22 protein-coding genes (1 of these 22 running past the window's edge) are annotated in these 21680 nt (G+C 62.3%); 19 read left to right on the top strand and 3 right to left on the bottom strand.

Annotation, left to right across the window (positions count from 1 at the left end):
- Positions 1–77: the beginning of a CaiB/BaiF CoA transferase family protein gene (locus ACZ5BO_RS01665; RefSeq protein ID WP_464697920.1), read on the bottom strand. 1144 nt of this gene lie to the left of the window's left edge; 77 of the gene's 1221 nt are visible here — the first part of the coding sequence; it begins with the start codon at positions 75–77; its stop codon lies beyond the left edge, outside the window.
- Between the two features lie 13 nt (positions 78–90).
- Entirely contained in the window at positions 91–1272 is a 1182-nt protein-coding gene (locus ACZ5BO_RS01660) for an acyl-CoA dehydrogenase (RefSeq protein WP_025131748.1), read from the bottom strand.
- 158 nt (positions 1273–1430) lie between these two features.
- On the opposite strand from ACZ5BO_RS01660, the gene ACZ5BO_RS01655 reads away from it, so the two are divergent.
- From ACZ5BO_RS01655 to ACZ5BO_RS01600, 12 genes are all read left to right on the top strand, one after another.
- Entirely contained in the window at positions 1431–2330 is a 900-nt protein-coding gene (locus tag ACZ5BO_RS01655) for a LysR family transcriptional regulator (RefSeq protein ID WP_464697918.1), read from the top strand.
- A 450-nt stretch (positions 2331–2780) separates the two neighbouring features.
- Entirely contained in the window at positions 2781–3902 is a 1122-nt protein-coding gene (locus ACZ5BO_RS01650) for a Re/Si-specific NAD(P)(+) transhydrogenase subunit alpha (protein WP_025131746.1), read from the top strand.
- A 15-nt stretch (positions 3903–3917) separates the two neighbouring features.
- Complete coding sequence (locus tag ACZ5BO_RS01645) at positions 3918–4241, top strand: NAD(P) transhydrogenase subunit alpha part 2 (RefSeq protein ID WP_005783507.1); 324 nt, start codon at positions 3918–3920, stop codon at positions 4239–4241.
- Positions 4241–5677 (top strand): NAD(P)(+) transhydrogenase (Re/Si-specific) subunit beta, encoded by a 1437-nt coding sequence (locus ACZ5BO_RS01640; protein ID WP_025131745.1) that lies wholly within the window; start codon positions 4241–4243, stop codon positions 5675–5677. The genes ACZ5BO_RS01645 and ACZ5BO_RS01640 overlap by 1 nt, the downstream gene beginning before the upstream one ends.
- A 179-nt stretch (positions 5678–5856) precedes the next feature.
- Positions 5857–7350, top strand: coding sequence for an acetyl-CoA hydrolase/transferase family protein (locus ACZ5BO_RS01635; RefSeq protein ID WP_016963711.1), 1494 nt, complete (start codon positions 5857–5859; stop codon positions 7348–7350).
- Between the two features lie 319 nt (positions 7351–7669).
- Positions 7670–7885 carry a DUF1127 domain-containing protein gene (locus tag ACZ5BO_RS01630; RefSeq protein ID WP_025131744.1) on the top strand — a complete coding sequence of 72 codons (216 nt, stop codon included), beginning with the start codon at positions 7670–7672 and terminating at the stop codon, positions 7883–7885.
- Positions 7886–8154: 269 nt separating this feature from the next.
- Positions 8155–8352 (top strand): DUF1127 domain-containing protein, encoded by a 198-nt coding sequence (locus tag ACZ5BO_RS01625; RefSeq protein WP_081818728.1) that lies wholly within the window; start codon positions 8155–8157, stop codon positions 8350–8352.
- A 168-nt stretch (positions 8353–8520) separates the two neighbouring features.
- Entirely contained in the window at positions 8521–8838 is a 318-nt protein-coding gene (locus ACZ5BO_RS01620; RefSeq protein ID WP_025131743.1) for a DUF2388 domain-containing protein, read from the top strand.
- Positions 8839–8941: 103 nt separating this feature from the next.
- Positions 8942–9250, top strand: coding sequence for a DUF2388 domain-containing protein (locus ACZ5BO_RS01615; protein ID WP_025131742.1), 309 nt, complete (start codon positions 8942–8944; stop codon positions 9248–9250).
- Positions 9251–9277: 27 nt separating this feature from the next.
- Positions 9278–9598: a DUF2388 domain-containing protein gene (locus tag ACZ5BO_RS01610; RefSeq protein WP_025131741.1), complete on the top strand. Its 321-nt coding sequence runs from the start codon at positions 9278–9280 to the stop codon at positions 9596–9598.
- Positions 9595–11556, top strand: a complete 1962-nt coding sequence (locus ACZ5BO_RS01605) for a DUF7844 domain-containing protein (protein ID WP_464697913.1) — start codon at positions 9595–9597, stop codon at positions 11554–11556. The genes ACZ5BO_RS01610 and ACZ5BO_RS01605 overlap by 4 nt, the downstream gene beginning before the upstream one ends.
- Positions 11557–11651: 95 nt before the next feature.
- Entirely contained in the window at positions 11652–12026 is a 375-nt protein-coding gene (locus tag ACZ5BO_RS01600; RefSeq protein ID WP_025131739.1) for a DUF2388 domain-containing protein, read from the top strand.
- Between the two features lie 249 nt (positions 12027–12275).
- Here ACZ5BO_RS01600 and ACZ5BO_RS01595 read toward each other — a convergent pair whose 3' ends face one another.
- Positions 12276–12677 carry a GFA family protein gene (locus tag ACZ5BO_RS01595; RefSeq protein WP_025131738.1) on the bottom strand — a complete coding sequence of 134 codons (402 nt, stop codon included), beginning with the start codon at positions 12675–12677 and terminating at the stop codon, positions 12276–12278.
- Positions 12678–12994: 317 nt separating this feature from the next.
- Between ACZ5BO_RS01595 and ACZ5BO_RS01590 the strand changes: the two genes are divergently transcribed.
- From ACZ5BO_RS01590 to ACZ5BO_RS01560, 7 genes are all read left to right on the top strand, one after another.
- Positions 12995–14302, top strand: coding sequence for a CitMHS family transporter (locus ACZ5BO_RS01590; protein WP_464697910.1), 1308 nt, complete (start codon positions 12995–12997; stop codon positions 14300–14302).
- A gap of 67 nt (positions 14303–14369) precedes the next feature.
- Positions 14370–15137 (top strand): TerC family protein, encoded by a 768-nt coding sequence (locus tag ACZ5BO_RS01585; protein ID WP_025131736.1) that lies wholly within the window; start codon positions 14370–14372, stop codon positions 15135–15137.
- Between the two features lie 216 nt (positions 15138–15353).
- The gene (locus tag ACZ5BO_RS01580) at positions 15354–17012 is read left to right on the top strand and encodes a Na/Pi cotransporter family protein (RefSeq protein ID WP_464697908.1); all 1659 of its coding nucleotides are present in this window, start codon (positions 15354–15356) and stop codon (positions 17010–17012) included.
- A 56-nt stretch (positions 17013–17068) separates the two neighbouring features.
- Positions 17069–18451, top strand: coding sequence for a M16 family metallopeptidase (locus ACZ5BO_RS01575; protein ID WP_464697906.1), 1383 nt, complete (start codon positions 17069–17071; stop codon positions 18449–18451).
- 181 nt (positions 18452–18632) lie between these two features.
- Positions 18633–19676, top strand: a complete 1044-nt coding sequence (locus ACZ5BO_RS01570) for a DUF5924 family protein (protein WP_025131733.1) — start codon at positions 18633–18635, stop codon at positions 19674–19676.
- Between the two features lie 54 nt (positions 19677–19730).
- The gene (locus tag ACZ5BO_RS01565; RefSeq protein WP_025131732.1) at positions 19731–20879 is read left to right on the top strand and encodes an ABC transporter permease; all 1149 of its coding nucleotides are present in this window, start codon (positions 19731–19733) and stop codon (positions 20877–20879) included.
- Entirely contained in the window at positions 20876–21679 is an 804-nt protein-coding gene (locus ACZ5BO_RS01560; RefSeq protein ID WP_025131731.1) for an ABC transporter ATP-binding protein, read from the top strand. Before ACZ5BO_RS01565 ends, ACZ5BO_RS01560 begins: the two co-directional genes overlap by 4 nt.
- The last annotated feature ends 1 nt before the right edge of the window (position 21680 follow it).

Below are 21680 nucleotides of genomic sequence, written 5' to 3'. Positions count from 1 at the left end.
GCGAGGATCTGCCCGGACCAGGGCCCAGCCAATACCCGCGACAAATCCAGTACCCGTAGATGCGATAACGCGCCCATGGCTGCTCTCCTATTAATAGAACGCCTGGAGACCGGTTTGCGCACGCCCGAGAATCAGCGCATGCACGTCATGGGTGCCTTCATAGGTGTTGACCACTTCCAGGTTCACCAGGTGACGGGCGACACCGAACTCATCGGAGATACCATTGCCGCCCAGCATGTCACGGGCCATGCGCGCGATATCCAAAGACTTGCCGCAGGAGTTGCGCTTCATGATCGAGGTAATTTCCACCGCAGCAGTCCCTTCATCCTTCATCCGCCCCAGACGCAGGCAACCCTGGAGGGCAAGGGAGATCTCGGTCTGCATGTCCGCCAGCTTCTTCTGAATCAACTGAGTCGCCGCCAGAGGACGACCGAACTGCTGGCGATCCAGGGTGTATTGCCGCGCGGTGTGCCAGCAGAACTCGGCAGCGCCAAGTGCACCCCAAGAGATGCCGTAACGCGCCGAGTTCAGGCAAGTGAAAGGACCTTTCAGGCCACGCACATCGGGGAAAATGTTTTCTTCCGGCACAAATACGTTATCCATGACGATCTCACCGGTGATCGACGCTCGCAGGCCGACCTTGCCGTGAATCGCTGGTGCGCTCAGACCCTTCCAGCCCTTCTCCAGGACAAAACCACGAATATCGCCAGCATCATCCTTGGCCCAGACCACAAACACATCAGCGATCGGACTGTTGGTGATCCACATCTTGCTGCCGGTCAGGCTATACCCACCATCCACCTTGCGGGCGCGGGTAATCATCGCACCCGGGTCAGACCCATGGTTCGGCTCAGTCAGGCCGAAGCAGCCAATCCATTCGCCCGAGGCCAGCTTCGGCAGGTACTTCTGCTTCTGCGCTTCGGTCCCGAACTCATTGATCGGCACCATCACCAGGGACGACTGCACGCTCATCATCGAGCGGTAGCCAGAGTCCACACGCTCCACTTCACGGGCGATCAGGCCATAGCACACATAGTTCAAGCCACTGCCACCGTACTGCTCGGGAATGGTTGCCCCCAGGAGGCCTACCTCGCCCATCTCACGGAAGATGGCTGGGTCAGTCTTCTCATGGCGGAAAGCTTCCAAGACCCGCGGCGCCAGCTTGTCTTGAGCGAACTGCTCGGCACTGTCGCGGACCATGCGTTCTTCTTCGGTCAGTTGCTGGTCCAGCAGGAGGGGATCGATCCAGTTGAAGCTTGCTTTGCCGCCCATGAGTGAGTCCTCGTGAAGTAGGTCAACTATCGTGGGCTGATCCTAGGCCCACCGCAGCGCCTCAGGCAAACGAGGATTTTGCATACTGTTGTGCTAATTTCTCACTCCGTAATGGCTGAAAGCGGCTTTTACAGCACCCATTTGTGAGATTGCCGTACATGCGCAGAAAAATCCCCAGCACCGCTGCCCTCATCAGCTTCGAAGCGGCCGCCCGCCACGAAAGTTTCACCAAGGCTGCCCAGGAGCTTTCCCTGACTCAGGGCGCGGTCTGCCGACAGATTGCCAGCCTGGAAGAGTTCCTCGGCGTGGAGCTGTTCCGGCGCTCGCGAAGGGGGGTCAAGCTGACGGAGGCAGGGCTCTCCTATAGCCGCCGGGTGGCCACTCAATTGGATGCGGTGGAACGCGACACACTTTCAGTCATGGGGCAGCAGGGCGCCAACGTCATCGAGCTGGCAGTGGTTCCGACCTTCGGCACCCAATGGCTGCTACCACGGTTAAAGGACTTCCAGCAGCAGCACCCCGATGTCACGGTCAACCTGACCAACCGCACGCGCCCCTTTCTGTTTGCCGACACCCCCTTCGATGCCGCCATCTACTTCGGCGATGCCGACTGGTCCGGTACCCAGTCCCACCGCCTGATGGGCGAGAACCCCATGCCAGTCTGCAGTCCAGCCATGCTGGGCAATGACCTGCAATTCAGTGCAACAGCCATCGCCGAACTGCCCCTGCTGCAGCAGACCACTCGACCCTACGCCTGGCGGCAATGGTTCAACTCGCAACACTTGAACATCCCCCGCGACATGACAGGTCCGCGCTACGAGCTATTCTCCATGCTCGCCCAGGCCGCCATGCACGATATGGGCATCGCCCTGATTCCTCCCTTTCTCATCCAGCGCGAACTGGCAGAAAAACGCCTGGTGATTGCCAATCCACAAGCGCTCTCGAGCCTCAAGGCGTATTACCTGATGATTCCCGAGCGCAAAGTCGAATCTGCCTCTTTACGGGCATTTCGTGACTGGCTGGTGAATCAGGCAAACAGCTATAACCCAGAGCAGTAAAGGCTCCTAGCAATTAGCTGACCTCGTAGTCAGAAATATCAAAGCACTACAGATATAAATATTTGTCGCATTTAAACAGACTGTACCGAGACCTCCGAAAAAACCCTTATAAGCGCCTAACCACGTGGCTTGTAGGGTTTATTTTGCAGCGATAAAGAGCTATTCACGCTAACGATAGGAAAAATCTTAATTTCAATGGAAATGCCTTGAAAGGCACGGCTTACAAGGGTTAAACCCGGTACCTTGCGACATTCGGTCACGGGGTGACTTGTAGTTAATTTTCCGTCACTAGTCAGAATCCCTTGAAGGCCTCAAAGTTCGCCTGCAAAATGCCGCGCCCCGCTGTGATTTCAGCGGGATCGTGCTGATCGGCCGCCCCAGACGCACCTGCGCAGTGCGCTGGCCTTCTAAGAAAGATCGAAAGCAATAAGATCAAGCAGGAGATTTGACGTGCACATTGGTGTTCCTCTCGAAACCCAAACGGGTGAAACACGGGTTGCTGCAACCCCGGAAACCATCAAGAAGCTGATCGGCCAGGGTCATAAAGTCACTGTGCAAAGCGGCGCCGGCATCAATGCCAGTGTGGTCGACAGTGCCTATGAAGCTGCAGGGGCAACCATTGGCAGCGCCAACGATGCCTTTGGCGCCGAGCTGATCCTCAAGGTCGTGGCCCCAAGCGACAGCGAACTGGCTCTGATCAAGAGCGGCACCGTGCTGGTAGGCATGCTCAACCCGTTCAGCAATGAAACCATCGCCAAGCTGGCCGAACGCGGAATCACCGCCTTCGCCCTGGAAGCCGCACCACGTACCTCTCGGGCCCAGAGCCTGGATGTACTGTCGTCCCAGGCCAACATTGCCGGTTACAAGGCCGTGCTCCTGGCAGCCCACTACTACCCGCGCTTCATGCCCATGCTGATGACCGCGGCCGGCACCGTGAAGGCGGCTCGCGTATTGATCCTGGGCGCCGGCGTGGCCGGGCTGCAGGCCATCGCCACCGCCAAGCGCCTGGGCGCGGTGATCGAGGCTTCAGATGTGCGTCCGGCAGTGAAGGAGCAGATCGAATCCCTGGGTGCCAAATTCGTCGACGTGCCTTATGAGACCGATGAAGAGCGCGAATGCGCCGTTGGTGTCGGCGGCTACGCTCGCCCCATGCCGGCCAGCTGGATGCAGCGCCAGGCCCTGGCGGTACACGAGCGCGCCAAACAGGCCGACATCGTCATCACCACCGCGCTGATTCCCGGCCGCAAGGCGCCCACGCTGCTCAGCGCCGACACCGTGTCCCAGATGAAGCCTGGCTCGGTGGTCATCGACCTGGCAGCGGCCCAGGGTGGCAACTGCCCGTTGACCGTAGCGGATCAGGTGGTGATCGAGAATGGCGTGACCATTGTCGGCCCAACCAACCTGGCCGGGGCGGTAGCCGCTGACGCCTCGGCACTGTACGCCCGCAACCTGCTGGATTTCCTGAAACTGGTGTTCACCAAAGAAGGGCAGTTCGAAGTCAACCTCGAAGACGACATCGTCGCCGCGTGCCTGATGTGCCGCGACGGCCAAGTCATCCGCAAAAACGCCTAAGCAGGGATTCAGACGATGGAAGAGCTTATCTCCCCCGGTATCTACAACCTGATCATCTTCGTGCTGGCGATCTATGTCGGTTACCACGTGGTCTGGAACGTCACACCCGCACTGCACACACCCTTGATGGCAGTGACCAACGCCATTTCCGCCATCGTCATTGTCGGCGCCATGCTGGCCGCCGCCCTGACCGTGACCCCGTTGGGCAAGACCATGGGCACCCTGGCCGTGGCCCTGGCCGCGGTCAACGTGTTCGGCGGCTTCCTGGTCACCCGCCGCATGCTGGAAATGTTCAAGAAGAAAGCGCCCAAAGCCGTGAAAGAAGAGGTGCAGAAATAATGAGCATGAACTTGGTAACAACCCTCTACCTGATCGCCTCGGTGTGTTTCATCCAGGCGCTCAAGGGCCTTTCGCACCCGACCACGTCCCGACGCGGCAACCTGTTCGGCATGCTGGGCATGGCGCTGGCGGTGCTCACCACCGTCGGCCTCATCTATAAGCTGGGCGCGGAACTGGCGACTGCCGGGATCGGCTACGTGATCGTTGGCCTGCTGATCGGCGGTACCGCCGGTTCGATCATGGCCAAACGGGTCGAGATGACCAAGATGCCGGAATTGGTGGCCTTCATGCACAGCATGATCGGCCTGGCTGCGGTATTCATTGCCATCGCCGCCGTGGTCGAGCCCCAGTCCCTGGGCATCGTCAAGCACCTGGGGGACTCGATCCCCGCCGGTAACCGCCTGGAACTGTTCTTGGGCGCGGCCATTGGCGCCATCACCTTCTCCGGTTCGGTGATCGCCTTCGGCAAGCTGTCGGGCAAGTACAAGTTCCGCCTGTTCCAGGGCGCACCGGTACAGTTTGCCGGCCAGCACAAGCTCAACCTGGTGCTGGGCCTGGCGACCCTGGGCCTGGGCATCACCTTCATGCTCACCGGCAACCTGGGCGCCTTTGCATTGATGCTGGCCCTGGCCTTCGTCATGGGCGTGCTGATCATCATCCCGATCGGTGGCGCCGACATGCCGGTGGTGGTGTCGATGCTCAACAGCTACTCCGGCTGGGCTGCAGCGGGGATCGGTTTCTCCCTGAACAACTCGATGCTGATCATCGCCGGCTCCCTGGTGGGCTCAAGCGGTGCGATCCTCTCGTACATCATGTGCAAGGCGATGAACCGTTCATTCTTCAACGTGCTGCTCGGCGGCTTCGGCAACAGCGCCGACGCAGGCGGCCCGGCTGGAGCACAGGAAGCCCGTCCGGTGAAGTCCGGCTCGGCCGACGACGCGACCTTCCTGCTGACCAACGCCGACACCGTGATCATCGTGCCCGGCTATGGCCTGGCGGTAGCACGGGCCCAGCACGCGCTGAAAGAGCTGACCGAGAAGCTGGTGCACCGGGGCGTGACCGTGAAGTACGCGATCCACCCGGTGGCAGGCCGCATGCCCGGCCACATGAACGTGCTGCTGGCCGAGGCCGAAGTGCCCTACGACCAGGTGTTCGAGATGGAAGACATCAACTCCGAGTTCGGCCAGGCCGACGTGGTGCTGGTGCTGGGCGCCAACGACGTGGTCAACCCGGCGGCGAAGAACGATCCGAAGTCGCCGATTGCCGGCATGCCGATCCTCGAAGCCTTCAAGGCCAAGACCATCATCGTCAACAAGCGCTCCATGGCCAGCGGGTACGCCGGCCTGGACAACGAGCTGTTCTACCTCGACAAGACCATGATGGTGTTCGGCGACGCGAAGAAAGTCATCGAAGACATGGTCAAGGCCGTCGAATAACCCTGCTGTAGCGCAATACCCAAAACCTCAGCCTTTAGTAGGCTGGGGTTTTTTATTTACCCCATAAAGCCGACAGAAGGCTCTAGATCAGGGCCTTTCATTCGACCTTTGTCGCGGGGCGTTTTTTTTTGAAATCACTAGACTGCGCTTCTTGCTTTCGTTGCCCGAGATAACAATCCATGTACCGTGATCGTATCCGCTTGCCTTCGTTGTTGGATAAGGTGATGAGCGCCGCCGACGCAGCCGCTCTGATTGAGGACGGCATGACCGTCGGCATGAGCGGCTTTACCCGCGCCGGTGAAGCCAAGGCCGTACCCCATGCCCTGGCCGAACGGGCCAAGGTAACGCCACTGAAAATCAGCCTGATGACCGGCGCCAGCCTGGGCAACGACCTGGACAAGCAACTCACCGAAGCCGGCGTCCTGGCCCGGCGCATGCCATTCCAGGTGGACAGCACCCTGCGCAAGGCGATCAACGCCGGTGAAGTGATGTTCATCGACCAGCACCTGTCGGAAACCGTCGAGCAACTGCGCAATCAGCAGCTCAAGCTGCCGGACATCGCAGTGATCGAGGCCGTGGCCATCACTGAACAGGGGCATATCGTGCCGACCACCTCGGTGGGCAACTCTGCCAGCTTCGCGATCTTCGCCAAGCAGGTGATCGTCGAGATCAACCTGGCGCACAATCCGAACCTGGAAGGCCTGCACGACATCTATATCCCCACCTATCGCCCGACTCGCACACCGATCCCGCTGGTGAAAGTCGACGACCGTATCGGCAGCACCGCCATCCCGATTCCGGCGGAGAAGATCGTCGCCATCGTCATCACCAACCAATCGGACTCGCCATCCACCGTGTCGACTCCGGACAGCGAGACCCAGGGCATCGCCAATCACCTGATCGACTTCCTCAAGCAGGAAGTGGACGCCGGGCGCATGAGCAACAAACTCGGCCCACTGCAGGCGGGGATCGGCAACATCGCCAACGCGGTGATGTGCGGCCTGATCGAGTCGCCATTCGAGAACCTGACCATGTACTCCGAAGTACTGCAGGACTCGACCTTCGACCTGATCGACGCCGGCAAGCTGAGCTTCGCCTCTGGCAGTTCCATTACCCTGTCGAGCCGGCGCAATGCCGACGTGTTCGGCAACCTGGAGCGCTACAAGGACAAGCTGGTGCTACGCCCCCAGGAGATCTCCAACCACCCGGAAGTGGTGCGCCGCCTGGGCATCATCGGTATCAACACCGCACTGGAGTTCGACATCTACGGCAACGTCAACTCCACCCACGTCTGCGGCACGCGGATGATGAACGGCATTGGCGGCTCCGGGGACTTCGCGCGCAATGCGCACCTGGCGATCTTCGTCACCAAGTCGATAGCCAAGGGCGGGGCGATTTCCAGCGTGGTGCCCATGGTCAGCCACGTGGACCATACCGAGCATGACGTCGATATCCTGGTCACCGAAATCGGCCTGGCGGACTTGCGTGGCCTGGCGCCACGGGAAAGGGCGCGGGTGATCATCGACAATTGCGTGCATCCGTCCTACCGCGACGCGCTGAATGACTACTTCACCAAAGCCTGTGCCCTGGGCGGACACACCCCGCACATCCTGCGCGATGCCCTGAGCTGGCACATCAACCTGGAAGAAACCGGGAAAATGCTGGCTGAGTGATTGATACAGTCGGCAGCTGACGCAAACACAGTTTCGTCAGTTCGCCGACCGCTCACCAACAAGCGTCAAAAACTGTACTGCTGTACCGGTCTTTTCGCCGCCTGAATCCGGCCGCCACCCACTAAAAACAGCCGAAACGCACCAAAAAAGTGCCGACAGGTACAGTTGTGCCCATTTCGAACAGTACAGCCTCTATAAACAGTTAACTGGTCCTTCACAATACAGGTGAACTGTATCTAGAGAGTCTTGCGCAGGAGGAGGATCATGGGCACCAGTTAAACCACTACCTGATCCCGCCACAAGCGGAAGGATGTCAACCATGGAACGTACACTCAGTTCCGAACTGTTCTTCGAAGACAAAGCTGTAAAAACCCAGGCTTCCATGCCTCTGCGCGTTCTTGCCAACCTGATGCTGTGGCAGCGCCGCATCTCCAGCCGCCATCAACTGGCTCGCCTGGATTCGCGTCTGCTGGCCGATGCCGGGATCAGCGAAGCACAACGCTACGAAGAGCTGAGCAAGCCATTCTGGCGCTAACTCAGCGTCGCTGGCCCTGACCCACCGGGTCCACCGCCAGCACCCCGAATTGCACACACAAGACCCGTCGCGGGAAACCGCGACGGGTCTTGTCGTTCTGGCCCGGAAAAAGGTGCAGTACAGCCTGGGTAACTCACAACAGGTACAGTTTTATATATCTTAAAACTGGACCAGTACAATTTGATCGCGCTGTACCTGTTTGGCCACGCCGCCAGCCGTCACCATAAGACTGCACATCACTCGATCGCCAGCTTAACGAGGACTGCAGCATGGACACATACGGCAAAAGGCCCACCTCCCAGACAGCTCCTGGCACCTTGCGGCGCTGGATGACGATGTTCGCAGGCATGCTCGAGAGAACCCGTACTCGCCGGCTGCTGGCGCAAATGGATGAACGACAGCTGGCAGATTGCGGCATCAGCCACTGTGACCGGACCAGGGAATTGCATCACCCCTTCTGGCGTTAAGTCCTGACACAGATCTGTGCGAACAGCACTGCGCAGCCTAATATCGGCACTGACGTAGCGATTTTCCTTCAAGCTGCGTCAGAGCAATCAGACACAGCACTTCGCAGTGGCTGCCTGGCGTCTCACTCAGCGCCCATTACTTGTCTGTTCATTCACAGGAGTTACCCCATGTCCCGTCTTCGCCTGCTCAGCGCTGCCGCCTTGCTGGCCCTGGCTGCCAACGCCCACGCCACCAGCCTGATCGTGACCACTGACGCCATTGTCGGCGCGCTCAAGGCCACCTCCGACGCTACCTCTGACGCCACATCCTCCCTGCGCGACAACAAGATTGTCCGCGCTGCCCGGGATGATGCCGCCAGCTTCGTCGCAACCGATGGCGCAATTCGTGGCGTGAAACTGGAAAGTGCCTTTGAGCATATTCGCCAACAGGTTCCACAACTGCAGGCCACTGATGCACAGCTGGCCCAGGCGATCCTGGCGATCTAAGCCATGCTGGCCTCAGGTGCGCGCAGGTACCTGAGGCCCTCTGCGCTGGTCGTCTGCGGACCATTGCGCTAGCCTTGGCGCTGGTTTTCAGCTGTCGAGACTCATGGGTTTGTTCCGGACTTCACTTTTCGCCCCGCTATTGATTGCCCTCTGTTGGGCCGGCTCGGTGCAGGCATTCGACCTGTCGACACAGAGCTCGGTGGTCACCGTTTACGCGACAAGCCAGGTGACCTCGGCGCCCTTCGACCATAAACTGATGCTCGCCGCCCAGGATGACGCCGCCGCCTTCATTGCGACTGACGGCCAACTACGAGGCGCTCGCCTGGAGTCTGCGTTGAGGTACCTGCGCCAGCACCAGGCAAAACTTCATGCCAGCGACCTTGAACTGGCGCAGGCAATTCTCGTCCAATAATCACCCCTGTTATTCCGGAGTCGTTCCATGCGTAGCCCGCTGATTGCCGCCACCCTTGGCCTGCTGTTGTTGGCCGATGTGGCCCAGGCCCATACCCTGGTGGCCACCAGTAACATCATCGTCCGCGCTTCCGGCCGGACCATCGATTTCACCTCGGACACCACCACCTCGATCCGTGACTCGAAAGTCGTCCGCGAAGCCCACGATGATGCCGCCAGCTTCGTCGCCAGCAATGGCGATATCCGTGGCGCTCACCTGGAAGCCGCATTCGATGCCCTGCGCACCCAGCTACCGCAAGCCCGTGATGCCAGTGACCAGGTACTCGCCGAAGCCATCCTCGCCCTGTGAAACCACTTCTCGCCTGGCTGCTGGCCGGGACCCTGGCAGTGCTTTGCAGCACTGCCCAGGCCGACCTGCACTTGCGCCTCAAGACCGATGGCTTGAGCCCCGCACAGCAGCAAGCCAGCCAGGCGCTGCTGGATGAAGCGATGCAGGCCTTGCCGCCGCGCTTCATCCAGCAGCTGGACCGCACCATTGATGTCGGCTGGACCGACCAGATGCCCGACAACGCCTACGGTGAAGCGTCCCTGGTGTCGGAGCTGAACCTCAACCGTGCCCTGCTGGCCAGCCTGACCGACGGTTCCGCCGCTACCCAGAAAACCAGCCGCCCCCATGGCACCGTGCGCCGGGAAATGCTCGCCACCGTGCTCCATGAACTGACCCATATCTATGATCGCGCGCGGTTGTGGCCCAGTGCCGAGCGCCGCCTGATTCAGCGCTGCACCCGCAAGAACAACAGCTCCGGCTTGATCGGCCTACCGGATGAATGCCGAGGCCAGAACGATCGCCGCTTCACCCTCAGCGATGACCCGCGCTTGCTGGATCTGGCCGGCTGGCCGCAATACGTCGGTCGTCGTGGCGAGCGCGAACAGCACAACCGCCAGATAGCCCGCAGCCCGGACCTTTACAAGACCACCAACCCGAAAGAGTTCGTGGCAGTGAACATGGAGTACTTCCTCCTCGACGCGAGCTATGCCTGCCGACGCCCGGCGCTGTATCGCTACTACAAGGAGCATTTCGGCTGGGCCCCGGCGGCCAAGGACACCTGCGCCCAATCTTTCGCCTTCCTCAATGCCGGCAACGATTTCGCCAAGCAGCCCCTGGGGCAAGTGGATCCGGAACGGGTCTACGCCGTGGACTACCTGCTGGCCGAAGCCAACCAGAACTGGGTCAGCCGCTGGGGCCACAGCATGCTGCGCCTGGTGATCTGTGCCCCGGGGCGCCCCCGAGGACCGGATTGCCGGCTGGACCTGGACCAGCACCTGGTGCTGTCCTACCGCGCCTTTGTCGGCGACGTGCAGTTGTCCAGCTGGGATGGCCTGGTGGGCAAATACCCGTCGCGGCTGTTTGTACTGCCGCTGTCCCAGGTCATCGACGAATACACCAAGACCGAGCTGCGCAGCCTCGCCTCGGTGCCCCTGAAGCTGTCGCGCAACGAGATCGAGGAAGTGGTGGAGCACGCCGCCGAGATGCACTGGAGCTACGACGGCAACTATTACTTCCTGTCCAACAACTGTGCGGTGGAAAGCCTCAAGCTGCTGCGCAGCGGCAGCAACAACAAGCAGTTGATCGGCCTCGACAGCATCATGCCCAACGGCTTGCTGGAGGTGCTGAAGGGCAGGGGGCTGGCCGATACCAGCGTTCTCGACGACCCTCGCGAAGCGCTGCGCCTGGGGTATCGCTTCGATTCCTTCCGCGATCGCTATCAGGCCATGTTCGAAGTGATCAAGAAGCACTTGCCGATCAAGCAGACCAGCGTCGAAGACTGGCTGTCCCTCAGCGCAGCAGAGCGGCGCCAGTGGTTCGCCCAGGCCGATCTGCGCACCAGCGCCGCCTTGCTGTTGCTGGAGCAGGCGAGCTATCGCCGGCAACTGCTGCTGGCTCAGGACGAGGTCAAACAGCGCTACCTGGGGGCTCGCGAACTGCAGAACGGCGGCATGGAAAAAGCCAACAAGACCCTGCAGGAAATTCTCGCCAACAGTGGCTTCCTCAGCCGCCCGGCGGAACTGCTGGGCAGCAGCGGTTATGGCCTGCCACAGGCCAGTGAATGGCAGCGTCTGGAATCCGAAAGCAGCCAGCGGCAGAAACAGCTGCAATCGCTGACCGGTGATCTGGACAAGGAAGTACGGGCCCTGCTCGAACCTGCCAGGGCCGCCGAGATCGCCGCCAACGAGGCCAACCTGAAACAGGTGGGCGAGCACCTGCGAGCCTTGCACAAGGCCGCCGGCGGCCTTGAACTGCCTTGACTCCCTGAACCACACTCGGTGCTTTGCCCGCTAGCCGCCAGAAAGCCCCTCGTTTGCAGCGGATCCCTCCCTACGACTGCAGGATGCACGTCACCATGAACGCCACCAAGACCATCGCCGCGCGCTTAGGTTTCAGCATTCTAGGCACCCTGGCCCTGAGCCCGCCTGCCCAGGCCATCAAGGTAGTCCCCGATTTCGATACAGAGCCTGGCGCCGCCACGGTGTTCTGGAGCGCCTTCACCACAACCGGTCCGTTTATCGGCACCACAGTGACCTTCAATGAGCTGAGTGACAACGACAAGAAGAAGCTGCGACTGGCCCGCGATGACGCTGCGGCCTTTGTCGCCACCGATGCCGCCCTGCGCGGGGCGCGGCTTGAGTCGGCGCTGCTGATGTTGCGCCAGAAGGGCGGCCTGGATCACTACGATGACCTGGCCCTGGCCCTGGCGATCCTGGTTTCCACCCGCTGAGGTCGCCGGGCCATTGGCAACCTGACCCTCAATTGACAACAGTGCCCCAGGCCCAGCGCTGTCCAGCCGGCGACACACCAAACACAAACCCGTGGCGAGGGAACTTGCTCCCGCTGGACCACGCAGCAGCCCCATTCTTGGGACTCATTCATGCCCCCCTGGGTACAGGCAAAGCCTTCACCCTCTGCTGAACCGCATCAGCCCTGAGCTCTACCTATCACTGTGCAACCCGGCCGACAGGCGACGACGCTATAGCGTCTCTTGCGCCTCACCTGGCAACTGCTCATCCAGATGCAGCCAGGGCAAGCGGCTGTCGGTCCAGATATGCCGGTCCGCCGGTGCCCGCTCCGGGTGATCCAGGGTAGCGATGGTGACATCGATGCTGTCCGGGCTCAGGTGGGTGACCAGCGCCAGCTGGGCGCCACAGTTCCCACAGAAATAACGCGCACAGCTGCTGGACGAGTCATAGCGGGCCGGCGCGCCCTTCACCCAGGCAAACGCCGAGGCGGGCAGGGTGATCCAGGTGGTCACCAGGCCACCGCTGACCCGCCGGCAGATCGAACAATGGCAGTGGGCGATATCCCGCAGCGGCCCGTGGAACTCGTAACGCAACTGCCCGCAGTGGCAGCCCCCCGTGTGCAATTCGCTCATTGGCATCGCTCCCTTGAAGTGCTGGCGATCACTGTATGCCGTCGATCGCTTCCTTGGACATCCACCCATTCCTTTGGGCGACGAAAGCTGGCTGAAAGCTTCCCCGATTAGGATCGCCCCCACTACCGGCAAAAGACCGGTTGGCCACAGTGGGCGTTTTGCGCTCCCGGCCCTATTAACAACAACAATGGTGATTCTGATGTTTGCTCGTACCCGCCTGTTCGCTTCGACTCCTCCCGTACGCCTCGTGCTTGCCGTCCTGCGCTGATCCCACCCGGTTCGCCATTCCCTAGCCGCGCTACGCCTGGAGTATCCCCATGCTGACTTTCCTTGGCTTTGCCATGGTCATCACCTTCATGTTCCTGATCATGACCAAGCGCCTGTCGGCGCTGATCGCCCTGATCATCGTGCCCATCCTGTTCGCGCTGTTCGGCGGTTTCGCGCCGAAGATCGGCCCGATGATGCTCGAAGGCATCACCAAGCTCGCGCCCACCGGCGTGATGCTGATGTTCGCCATCCTGTATTTTGCCCTGATGATCGACTCCGGCCTGTTCGACCCGGCCGTGCGCAAGATCCTCAAGCTGGTCAAGGGCGACCCGCTGAAGGTCTCGGTGGGCACCGCGGTGCTGGCCCTGGTGGTGTCCCTGGACGGTGACGGCGCCACCACCTACATGATCTGCGTGGCCGCCATGCTGCCGCTGTACAGCCGCATCGGCATGAGCCCGCGGATCATGGCCGGCCTGATCATCCTCGCTGGCGGGGTGATGAACATGACTCCCTGGGGCGGCCCCACCGCCCGCGCCGCCAGTGCGCTGCATGTGGACCCCTCAGACATCTTCGTACCGATGATCCCGGCCATGCTGGCCGGCGTGGTGGCGATCCTGGCAATCGCCTACCTGTACGGCAAGCGCGAGCGGGCGCGCCTGGGTGAGCTGCACCTGGCCGGCGACGAGATCGACCACAGCGAGATCAGCGTCTCGCAGTACCCGGATGCCCGCCGTCCGAAGCTGATCTGGTTCAACGGCGCCCTGACCTTTGTCCTGATGTGCACCCTGATCGCCGGCCTGCTGCCGCTGCCGGTGCTGTTCATGGTGGCCTTCAGCATCGCCATGATCGTCAACTACCCGTGCCTGCAACAGCAGAAAGACCGGGTCGCGGCACATGCCGGCAGCGTGTTGGCAGTGGTCGGGCTGATCTTTGCCGCCGGTATCTTCACCGGCATCCTGTCCGGCACCGGCATGGTCGACGCCATGTCCAAGAGCCTGCTGGCGGTCATCCCCGATGCCCTGGGCCCGTACCTGGCAGTGATCACCGCGCTGGTGAGCATGCCGTTCACCTTCTTCATGTCCAACGACGCCTTCTACTACGGCGTGCTGCCGGTACTGGCCGAGGCCGCCAGCCACTACGGCATCACCGCAGTGGAAATGGCCCGCGCGTCGATCGTCGGCCAACCCGTGCACTTGCTCAGCCCACTGGTACCCTCGACCTATCTGTTGGTGGCCCTGGCCGGGATCGAGTTCGGCGATCACCAGCGCTTCACCCTCAAGTGGGCAGTGCTGGTTTGCCTGTGCATAATGTTCGCCGCTTTGCTGATGGGGATTTTTCCGCTGTTCAGCACTCTATAAAAGCAATGATTCTCTGCCCTGGCCGGTTCCCCGGCCCGGGCCATAACACTCGCTCAAAGGAATACACATGGAATGGCTGACCAACCCGGAAATCTGGGTTGCCTTCTTCACCCTGACTGCCCTGGAGATCGTCCTGGGCATCGACAACATCATCATGATCTCGATCCTGGTCAGCCGCATGCCCAAGCACATGCAGGCGCGCACGCGGATTTTCGGTCTGGCGCTGGCGATGGTCACGCGGATTCTGTTGCTGTTGTCGATCACCTGGGTCATGCGCCTCACGGCCGACCTGTTCGTGGTGTTCGGCCAGGGCATTTCCGGGCGTGACCTGATCCTGTTCTTCGGTGGCCTGTTCCTGCTGTGGAAAAGCTCCCAGGAGATGTACCACGCTCTGGAAGGCGAGGACGAAACCCATGAGGAACCCAAGGGCAAGGGCGGCAACTTCCTCTACACCATCATCCAGATCGCCATTATCGACATCGTGTTCTCCCTGGATTCGGTGATCACCGCCGTGGGCATGGTTTCCCATGTGCCGGTGATGGTGGCGGCGATCGTCGTCGCTGTGCTGGTGATGATGCTGGCGGCCGGGACCATCAGCAATTTCATCGACAAGCACCCGTCGCTGAAGATGCTGGCGCTGTCGTTCCTGCTGGTGGTGGGTACCGTGCTGATCGCCGAAGCCTTCGAAGTGCACGTGCCAAAAGGCTACGTCTACTTCGCCATGGCCTTCTCCCTGGCGGTGGAAGCCATCAACATCAAGATGCGCACCGCCATCGCGAAAAAGAAAAAACAGCAGGACCCGGTGAAACTGCGCAAGGACATTCCCGGTCAATAAACCGAGAATGCGCTGAATGGAAAAGGGGCTTTCGGGCCCCTTTTCTGCGTCTGCAGGCAGCTGTTTTCATGACAGTTTTGTTTCAATCACCGGTTTGGCTGTGCGATGCTGGCGCCTCGTGCGTTAGCCAACTACAGCTTAAATACATAACGTAGAACGTCGCGCAACAACGTCCACTGGCCCCGCTTGGGGCACTTCACCCCAGGGGGGGCCTTTATGCTGACCCTGCTCAACCTGCTTTCCGCCGTAGCCCTGCTGATCTGGGGCACGCACATCGTCCGTACCGGCATCCTGCGGGTCTACGGCTCCAACTTGCGCCAGGTGATCGGCCAGAACATGGCCAAACGGCCACTGGCGTTTGTCGCCGGGATCCTGGTGACCGCCATGGTCCAGAGCAGCAACGCCACGGCGATGCTGGTGACCTCCTTTGTCGGCCAGGGACTGATGGCCCTGACCCCGGCCCTGGCGACCATGCTCGGCGCCGACGTCGGTACCGCGCTGATGGCCCGGGTACTGACCTTCGACCTGTCCTGGCTGTCGCCGCTGCTGATCTTCCTCGGGGTGATCTTCTTCCTCTCGCGCAAGCAGACCCGCGCCGGCCAGCTGGGCCGGGTCGGCATCGGCCTGGGCCTGATCATCCTGGCCCTGCAGCTGATCGTCGAAGCCGCCGCCCCCATCACCCACGCCCAAGGGGTGAAGGTGCTGTTCGCCTCGCTGACCGGCGACATCCTCCTGGATGCGTTGATGGGCGCGGTGTTCGCCATGGTGTCCTACTCCAGCCTGGCGGCGGTGCTGCTCACCGCGACCCTGGCCGGCGCCGGCGTGATCAGCCTGCCGGTGGCCATCGGCCTGGTGATCGGCGCCAACATCGGCAGCGGGGTGCTGGCCTTCCTCAGCACCAGCATGCAGAACGCCGCCGGGCGCCAGGTGGCCCTGGGCAGCCTGCTGTACAAGCTCATCGGCCTGCTGCTGATCATCCCGGTGCTCGACCCGCTGGCCCACTGGATGGACAGCCTGGACTTCAGCCCCCAGGAAGTGGTGATCGGCTTCCACCTGCTGTACAACACCGCCCGCTGCCTGTTGCTGCTGCCTAGCGTTGGCCCCATGGCCCGGCTCTGTGCCTGGCTGCTGCCGGAACGGGCACAGGAAAATGGCCGCGCCCGGCCCCGGCACCTGGACCCCACGGCCCTGGTCACGCCAAGCCTGGCGCTGGCCAACGCGGCGCGGGAAACCCTGCGCATCGGCGACCTGATCGACAACATGCTGGAGGCCATGAGCGATGTGCTGCGGGGCAAGCAGACCGCCATCACCCAGGAAATGCGCGCCCTGAGCGACGACGTCGAGTCTCTGTACAGCGCCATCAAACTGTACCTGGCGCAAATGCCCCGGGAAGACCTCAGCGAACAGGACAGCCGGCGCTGGGCGGAAATCATCGAACTGGCGATCAACCTCAAACTGGCCAGCGACCTGATCGAGCGCATGCTGCGCAAGGTCCAGCAGCAAAAGACCTCGCAGCGCCGCTCCTTCTCCGAAGTCGGCCTGGAAGAGTTGACTGGCCTGCATGCCCAACTGATCGCCAACCTGCGCCTGGGGCTCTCGGTGTTCCTCAGCGCCGACCCGGAAAGCGCCCGCCAGCTGCTGCGGGAAAAACGCCGCTTCCGCGCCCAGGAACGGCGCCTGGCCCATGCCCACGTCAGCCGGCTGCAGCGCAAGATCGTCCAGAGCATCGAAACCAGCTCCCTGCACCTGGAGCTGATCGCCGACATGAAGCGCCTCAACTCGCTGTTTTGCAGCAGTGCCTACGTGGTCCTGGAAACCTCGGAAACCGGCGCCCTGGCCGTCGAGGACATGGCCGACATCACTCATTCACCCTGAACGTCCACAGTGATCGGAAGTCTGTAGAACTTACGCACGCCGTAAGGAAGCTTGTTATGCGTTGTCTGGTATTCGCCTGCCTGTTGCTGGGCAGTGCACATGGATGGGCCCTGGATCGCTTCCAGGTCGAAGGCTACACCCTGCCCAACGGCCTGCAGTTGCTGCTCAAGCCCGGCAGCGAACGCGGCCACGTGGCGATCCGCCTGGTGGTGGGCGTCGGCCTCGACGACTTTGCCTGTGCCGACAAGGAACTGCCCCACCTGCTAGAACACCTGCTGTTCAGTGGCATCGACGCCAGCGGTGAAGGGGGCCTGGAAGAGCGCATGCAAGCCTTGGGCGGCGAGTGGAACGCCTACACCAGCAACGCCGACACTACCTTCGTCATCGAGGCCCCGGCGAAAAACCAGCGCAAGGTCCTGGACCTGCTGATGTCACTGCTGACCCGTACCCACCTCGACGATAACGCCGTGGCCGCCGCCAAGCAGGTGGTAGAGCGCGAGGGCGGCGGCCACTATTCGCACCTGCAGCGTTGGCTCGACCGCCAGGACCTGGGGCACAAAGCGAGCAACCAGCTGGCCGTGGAACTGGGGCTCAAATGCGCCGAACGTGCCGAAGTCGGCCAGTTGACCCTGGCCCAGCTGGAGCAGGTGCGCAATGACTGGTATGCCCCCAACAACATGACCCTGATCGTGGTCGGTGAGCTGGACCGCCTGCTACCGGCCTACCTGGAGCGCACCTATGGCGCGCTGGAGCCGGTGGAACCCAGCGAACACCGCGAGCTGCCGCAGATCCAGGGCACCGCGGCAGCCGAGCGCGACCTGATCCATGGCTGGATCGGGCAGGGCGCCCAGTTGCACTGGCTGTTCCCCGAACCCCTGCTGGACCAGCAGCATGACGAAACCTTCGACCTGCTCAAGGACTATCTGGACTGGGCACTGTATCGCCAGTTGCGCCTGGAGCACGAACTGTCCTACGGGCCCTGGAGCGACCGGGAAGTCTTCGGCAGCGTCGGCTTTCTCAGCCTGAATGCCGACCTTGAACGCGATGCTCTGCCCCAGGCCCGACAAGTGATCGAACAACTCAAGGCGCACCTGCTCAAGGACGGCCTCGACCCAGCCACCTTCGCGCGCCTCAAGCAGGCAGCCATCGACCGCCAGGCCTGGGCGGTACAGGGCAACAGCGCCCTGGCCGACTACTACTGGAGCGCCCTGGGCGACTTCGACAACGGGCGCTTCAGCGACCCAGCCAAGCGCCTGCGAGCAGTGAGCCTGGAGCAGGCCAACCTGGCCCTGCGCCAATTGCTGCAACAGCCCGGCTACCTGCGTATCGAAAAGCCCCTGTTGAGCGACGAGCAACTGCTCTGGCTGATCGGTGGCCTGCTGGCCCTGGTCGTGCTCGCCAGCTTCGGCATTTACCTGCTGCGCCGCCGGGCCCACTGACCCGTGGCGAGGGAGCTTGCTCCCGCTGGGCTGCGCGGCAGCCCCAAGGACAGGGCCGTGCAATCACATGGGGCGGATTACCTCGTCAACGCGTGCGCACCTGAGCAAGCGCCCTCGCCACGAGCGGCGGCCAACGTTATCCTGTCGCGGTTTTTCCCTGCCCAGACTGTGATCCCGCCCGATGCCTAACCTGAACCTCGTTATTCAGCGCATTCTCGAACTGATGAAGCGCTACCCGGGGATCATTGCACTCGGTGGTTTCATCTCTGGGGTCGGCAGCTTCATCCTGGTGGACCGCCAGCAGAGCCTGGCCTCATGGATTGCCGTGATCCTGCTGGTGAGCTGGGTCTGGCTGATGCTGGAAAACAGCCTGACCCAACTGTTCACCAAGGTCTTCAAGCGCGAGATCCCGCAGCCGCTACTGCGCTACGCGACGCAGATGATCCACCAGGAAAGCCTGTTCTTCGTCCTGCCGTTCTTCTTCATCACCACTCGCTGGGACAGCGGCCAACTGGTGTTCACCGGGCTGCTGGGGGCCGCGGCGCTGATCTCCATCATTGACCCGCTGTACTACAAGTGGCTGGCGCCGCGCCGCTGGCTGTTCCTCGCACTGCACACCCTGACGCTGTTCGCCGCATTGCTCACGGCGCTGCCACTGATCCTGCACCTGACCACCGCTCAGAGCTTCAAGCTGGCCCTGGGCACCGCGATGCTCCTGTCCTTCCCCAGCCTGGCCTCGATCCTGCCGATCCGCAGCCTGCGCAGCGCCCTGACAGTGCTGGCCATTACCCTGGCCATCGGCAGCACCGGCTGGCTGCTGCGCTCCTGGGTGCCGCCGGCCACCCTGTGGCTGACCGAGGACGCCATCAGCACCCAGCTTCAGGGCCGTACGCCAGGCGACAGCCTGGAGCAGCTCACCGTCAGCCAGGCCCGCAGCAACGGTGTATACGCCTATACCGCGATCAACGCACCGCGAGGGCTGGACGAGCGCATCTACCATGTCTGGCAGTTCAACGGCAGCGAGGTCGATCGGGTCGCCCTGGATATCCATGGCGGGCGCAAGGAAGGCTATCGTGCCTGGTCCCACAAGCAGAACTTCCCGGCCAACCCGGCCGGCAAGTGGCAGGTGCGGGTTATCACCGAGGACGGCCAGATGATTGGCGTGCTGCGCTTCGAGATCACCGATCCAGGTCAAGATGCGGCCAAGACCGGCGAGGCAAAGTAGACGGGATCGTGCTATTAGGTAGCACTGCGAAATCGCCACACAAGCTTGGAGCTTATGACTATCCGCGTGACGCCCGGCACCGCTCAACTGGATACCGCCCGTTCCCCGGCGCAACTGCGCATCGCCGGAGACTGGACGCTGGCCCACTACAGCGACCTCAAGCGCCTCAGCCAGACCCTGAGCGGCCACTACGACAGCAGCACCCACATCGACCTCAATGGCCTGGGTGCCCTGGACACCGCCGGGGCCTCGCTGCTGGTGGAACTGTTGGGGGCCGAACGTCTCGGCCAATCCGCGGAGCACCCCGACTGCACCCTGTCTGCCGCCGACCGGGCGCTGCTGCAAACGGTCTACAGCTCGCTTAACGACTTCTGCGTGCCGGTCAAGGAGCCGGAGATCTCGGTCAGCGTCCAGCTGCTCTCGCGCATCGGCAGCGCGGTCTACACCGTCTGGCAGGACTCCCTGAAAGTCCTCGGCTTCATCGGCCTGATCCTCGAGACCCTGGCTCGCGGCCTGCTGCGCCCCCGGCGCTGGCGGATCACGCCGGTGGTCGCGCACATCGAACAGACCGGGCTCGACGCCGCGCCCATCGTTGCCCTGCTGACCTTCCTGGTGGGGGCCGTGGTGGCCTTTCTCGGCGCCACGGTCCTGGCCAACTTCGGCGCCAGCATCTTTACCGTGGACCTGGTGGCGTTCTCCTTCCTGCGGGAGTTCGGCGTGCTGCTGACCGCCATTCTCATGGCCGGGCGCACTGCCAGTGCTTTCACGGCACAGATCGGCTCGATGAAGGCCAACGAAGAGATCGACGCGATTCGCACCCTGGGCCTGGACCCGGTGGAATTGCTGGTACTGCCTCGGGTCCTGGCCTTGCTGATCTCGTTGCCGATGCTGACCTTCCTCGCGATGCTCTCGGGGATTGTCGGCGGGGCGGTGGTCTGCGCCCTGTCCCTGGATATCTCGCCGGCGATGTTCCTCTCCCTGCTGCATTCGGACATCGGCGTTAAGCACTTTCTGCTGGGCCTGGTCAAAGCGCCGATCTTTGCCTTCCTGATCGCTGCCATCGGCTGCCTGGAAGGCTTCAAGGTCAGTGGCAGTGCCGAGTCGGTAGGCGCCCACACCACCTCCAGCGTGGTGCAGTCGATCTTTGTGGTGATTGTCATCGACGCCGTCGCTGCGCTGTTCTTCATGGAGATGGGCTGGTGAGCCGCCTGCCGCGCGAGCCGGCCCCGGCGGTGATCGAGGTCCGTGGCCTGTGCAACCGCTTTGGCAAGCAGAGCGTGCACGAGAACCTCGATCTGGACGTATACAAGGGCGAGATCCTCGGTGTGGTCGGCGGCTCCGGCAGCGGCAAGTCGGTGCTGCTGCGCAGCATCGTCGGCCTGCGCCAGCCCAGCGAAGGTTCGGTGCGGGTCTTCGGCCAGGACCTGCCGAGCCTGCCGGAACAGCAACGCTCGCTGATCGAACGGCGCTTCGGCGTGCTGTTCCAGAAGGGCGCCTTGTTCACCTCCCTGACCGTGACCGAGAACGTCGCCCTGCCTCTGATCGAGCACGCCGGGCTGTCCCGCGCCGATGCCGAGCACCTGGCGGCGGTGAAACTGGCCCTGGCCGGGTTGCCCCTGTCGGCGGCCGACAAGTACCCGGCCTCGCTGTCCGGCGGCATGATCAAGCGCGCCGCCCTGGCCCGGGCCCTGGCCCTGGACCCGGACATCCTGTTTCTCGACGAGCCCACCGCCGGCCTCGACCCGGTGGGCGCCGCGGCCTTCGACCAGTTGATCCTGACCCTGCGCGACGCCCTGGGCCTGAGTGTGTTCCTGGTCACCCACGACCTCGATACGCTCTACACCATCACCGATCGGGTGGCGGTGCTGGCACAGAAGAAAGTCCTGGTGGCCGCCCCCATCGACCAGGTTGCCGAAACCGACGACGCCTGGATCCACGAATACTTCCACGGCCCACGCGGCCGCGCGGCCTACCTGGCCGCGACCCAGACCAACGAGGGATGAC

It is taken from the genome of Pseudomonas sp. FFPRI_1, from assembly GCF_055384485.1.
The sequence above is the reverse complement of the archived record's forward strand: the minus strand, read 5'-3'. Positions and strand labels throughout refer to the sequence as shown.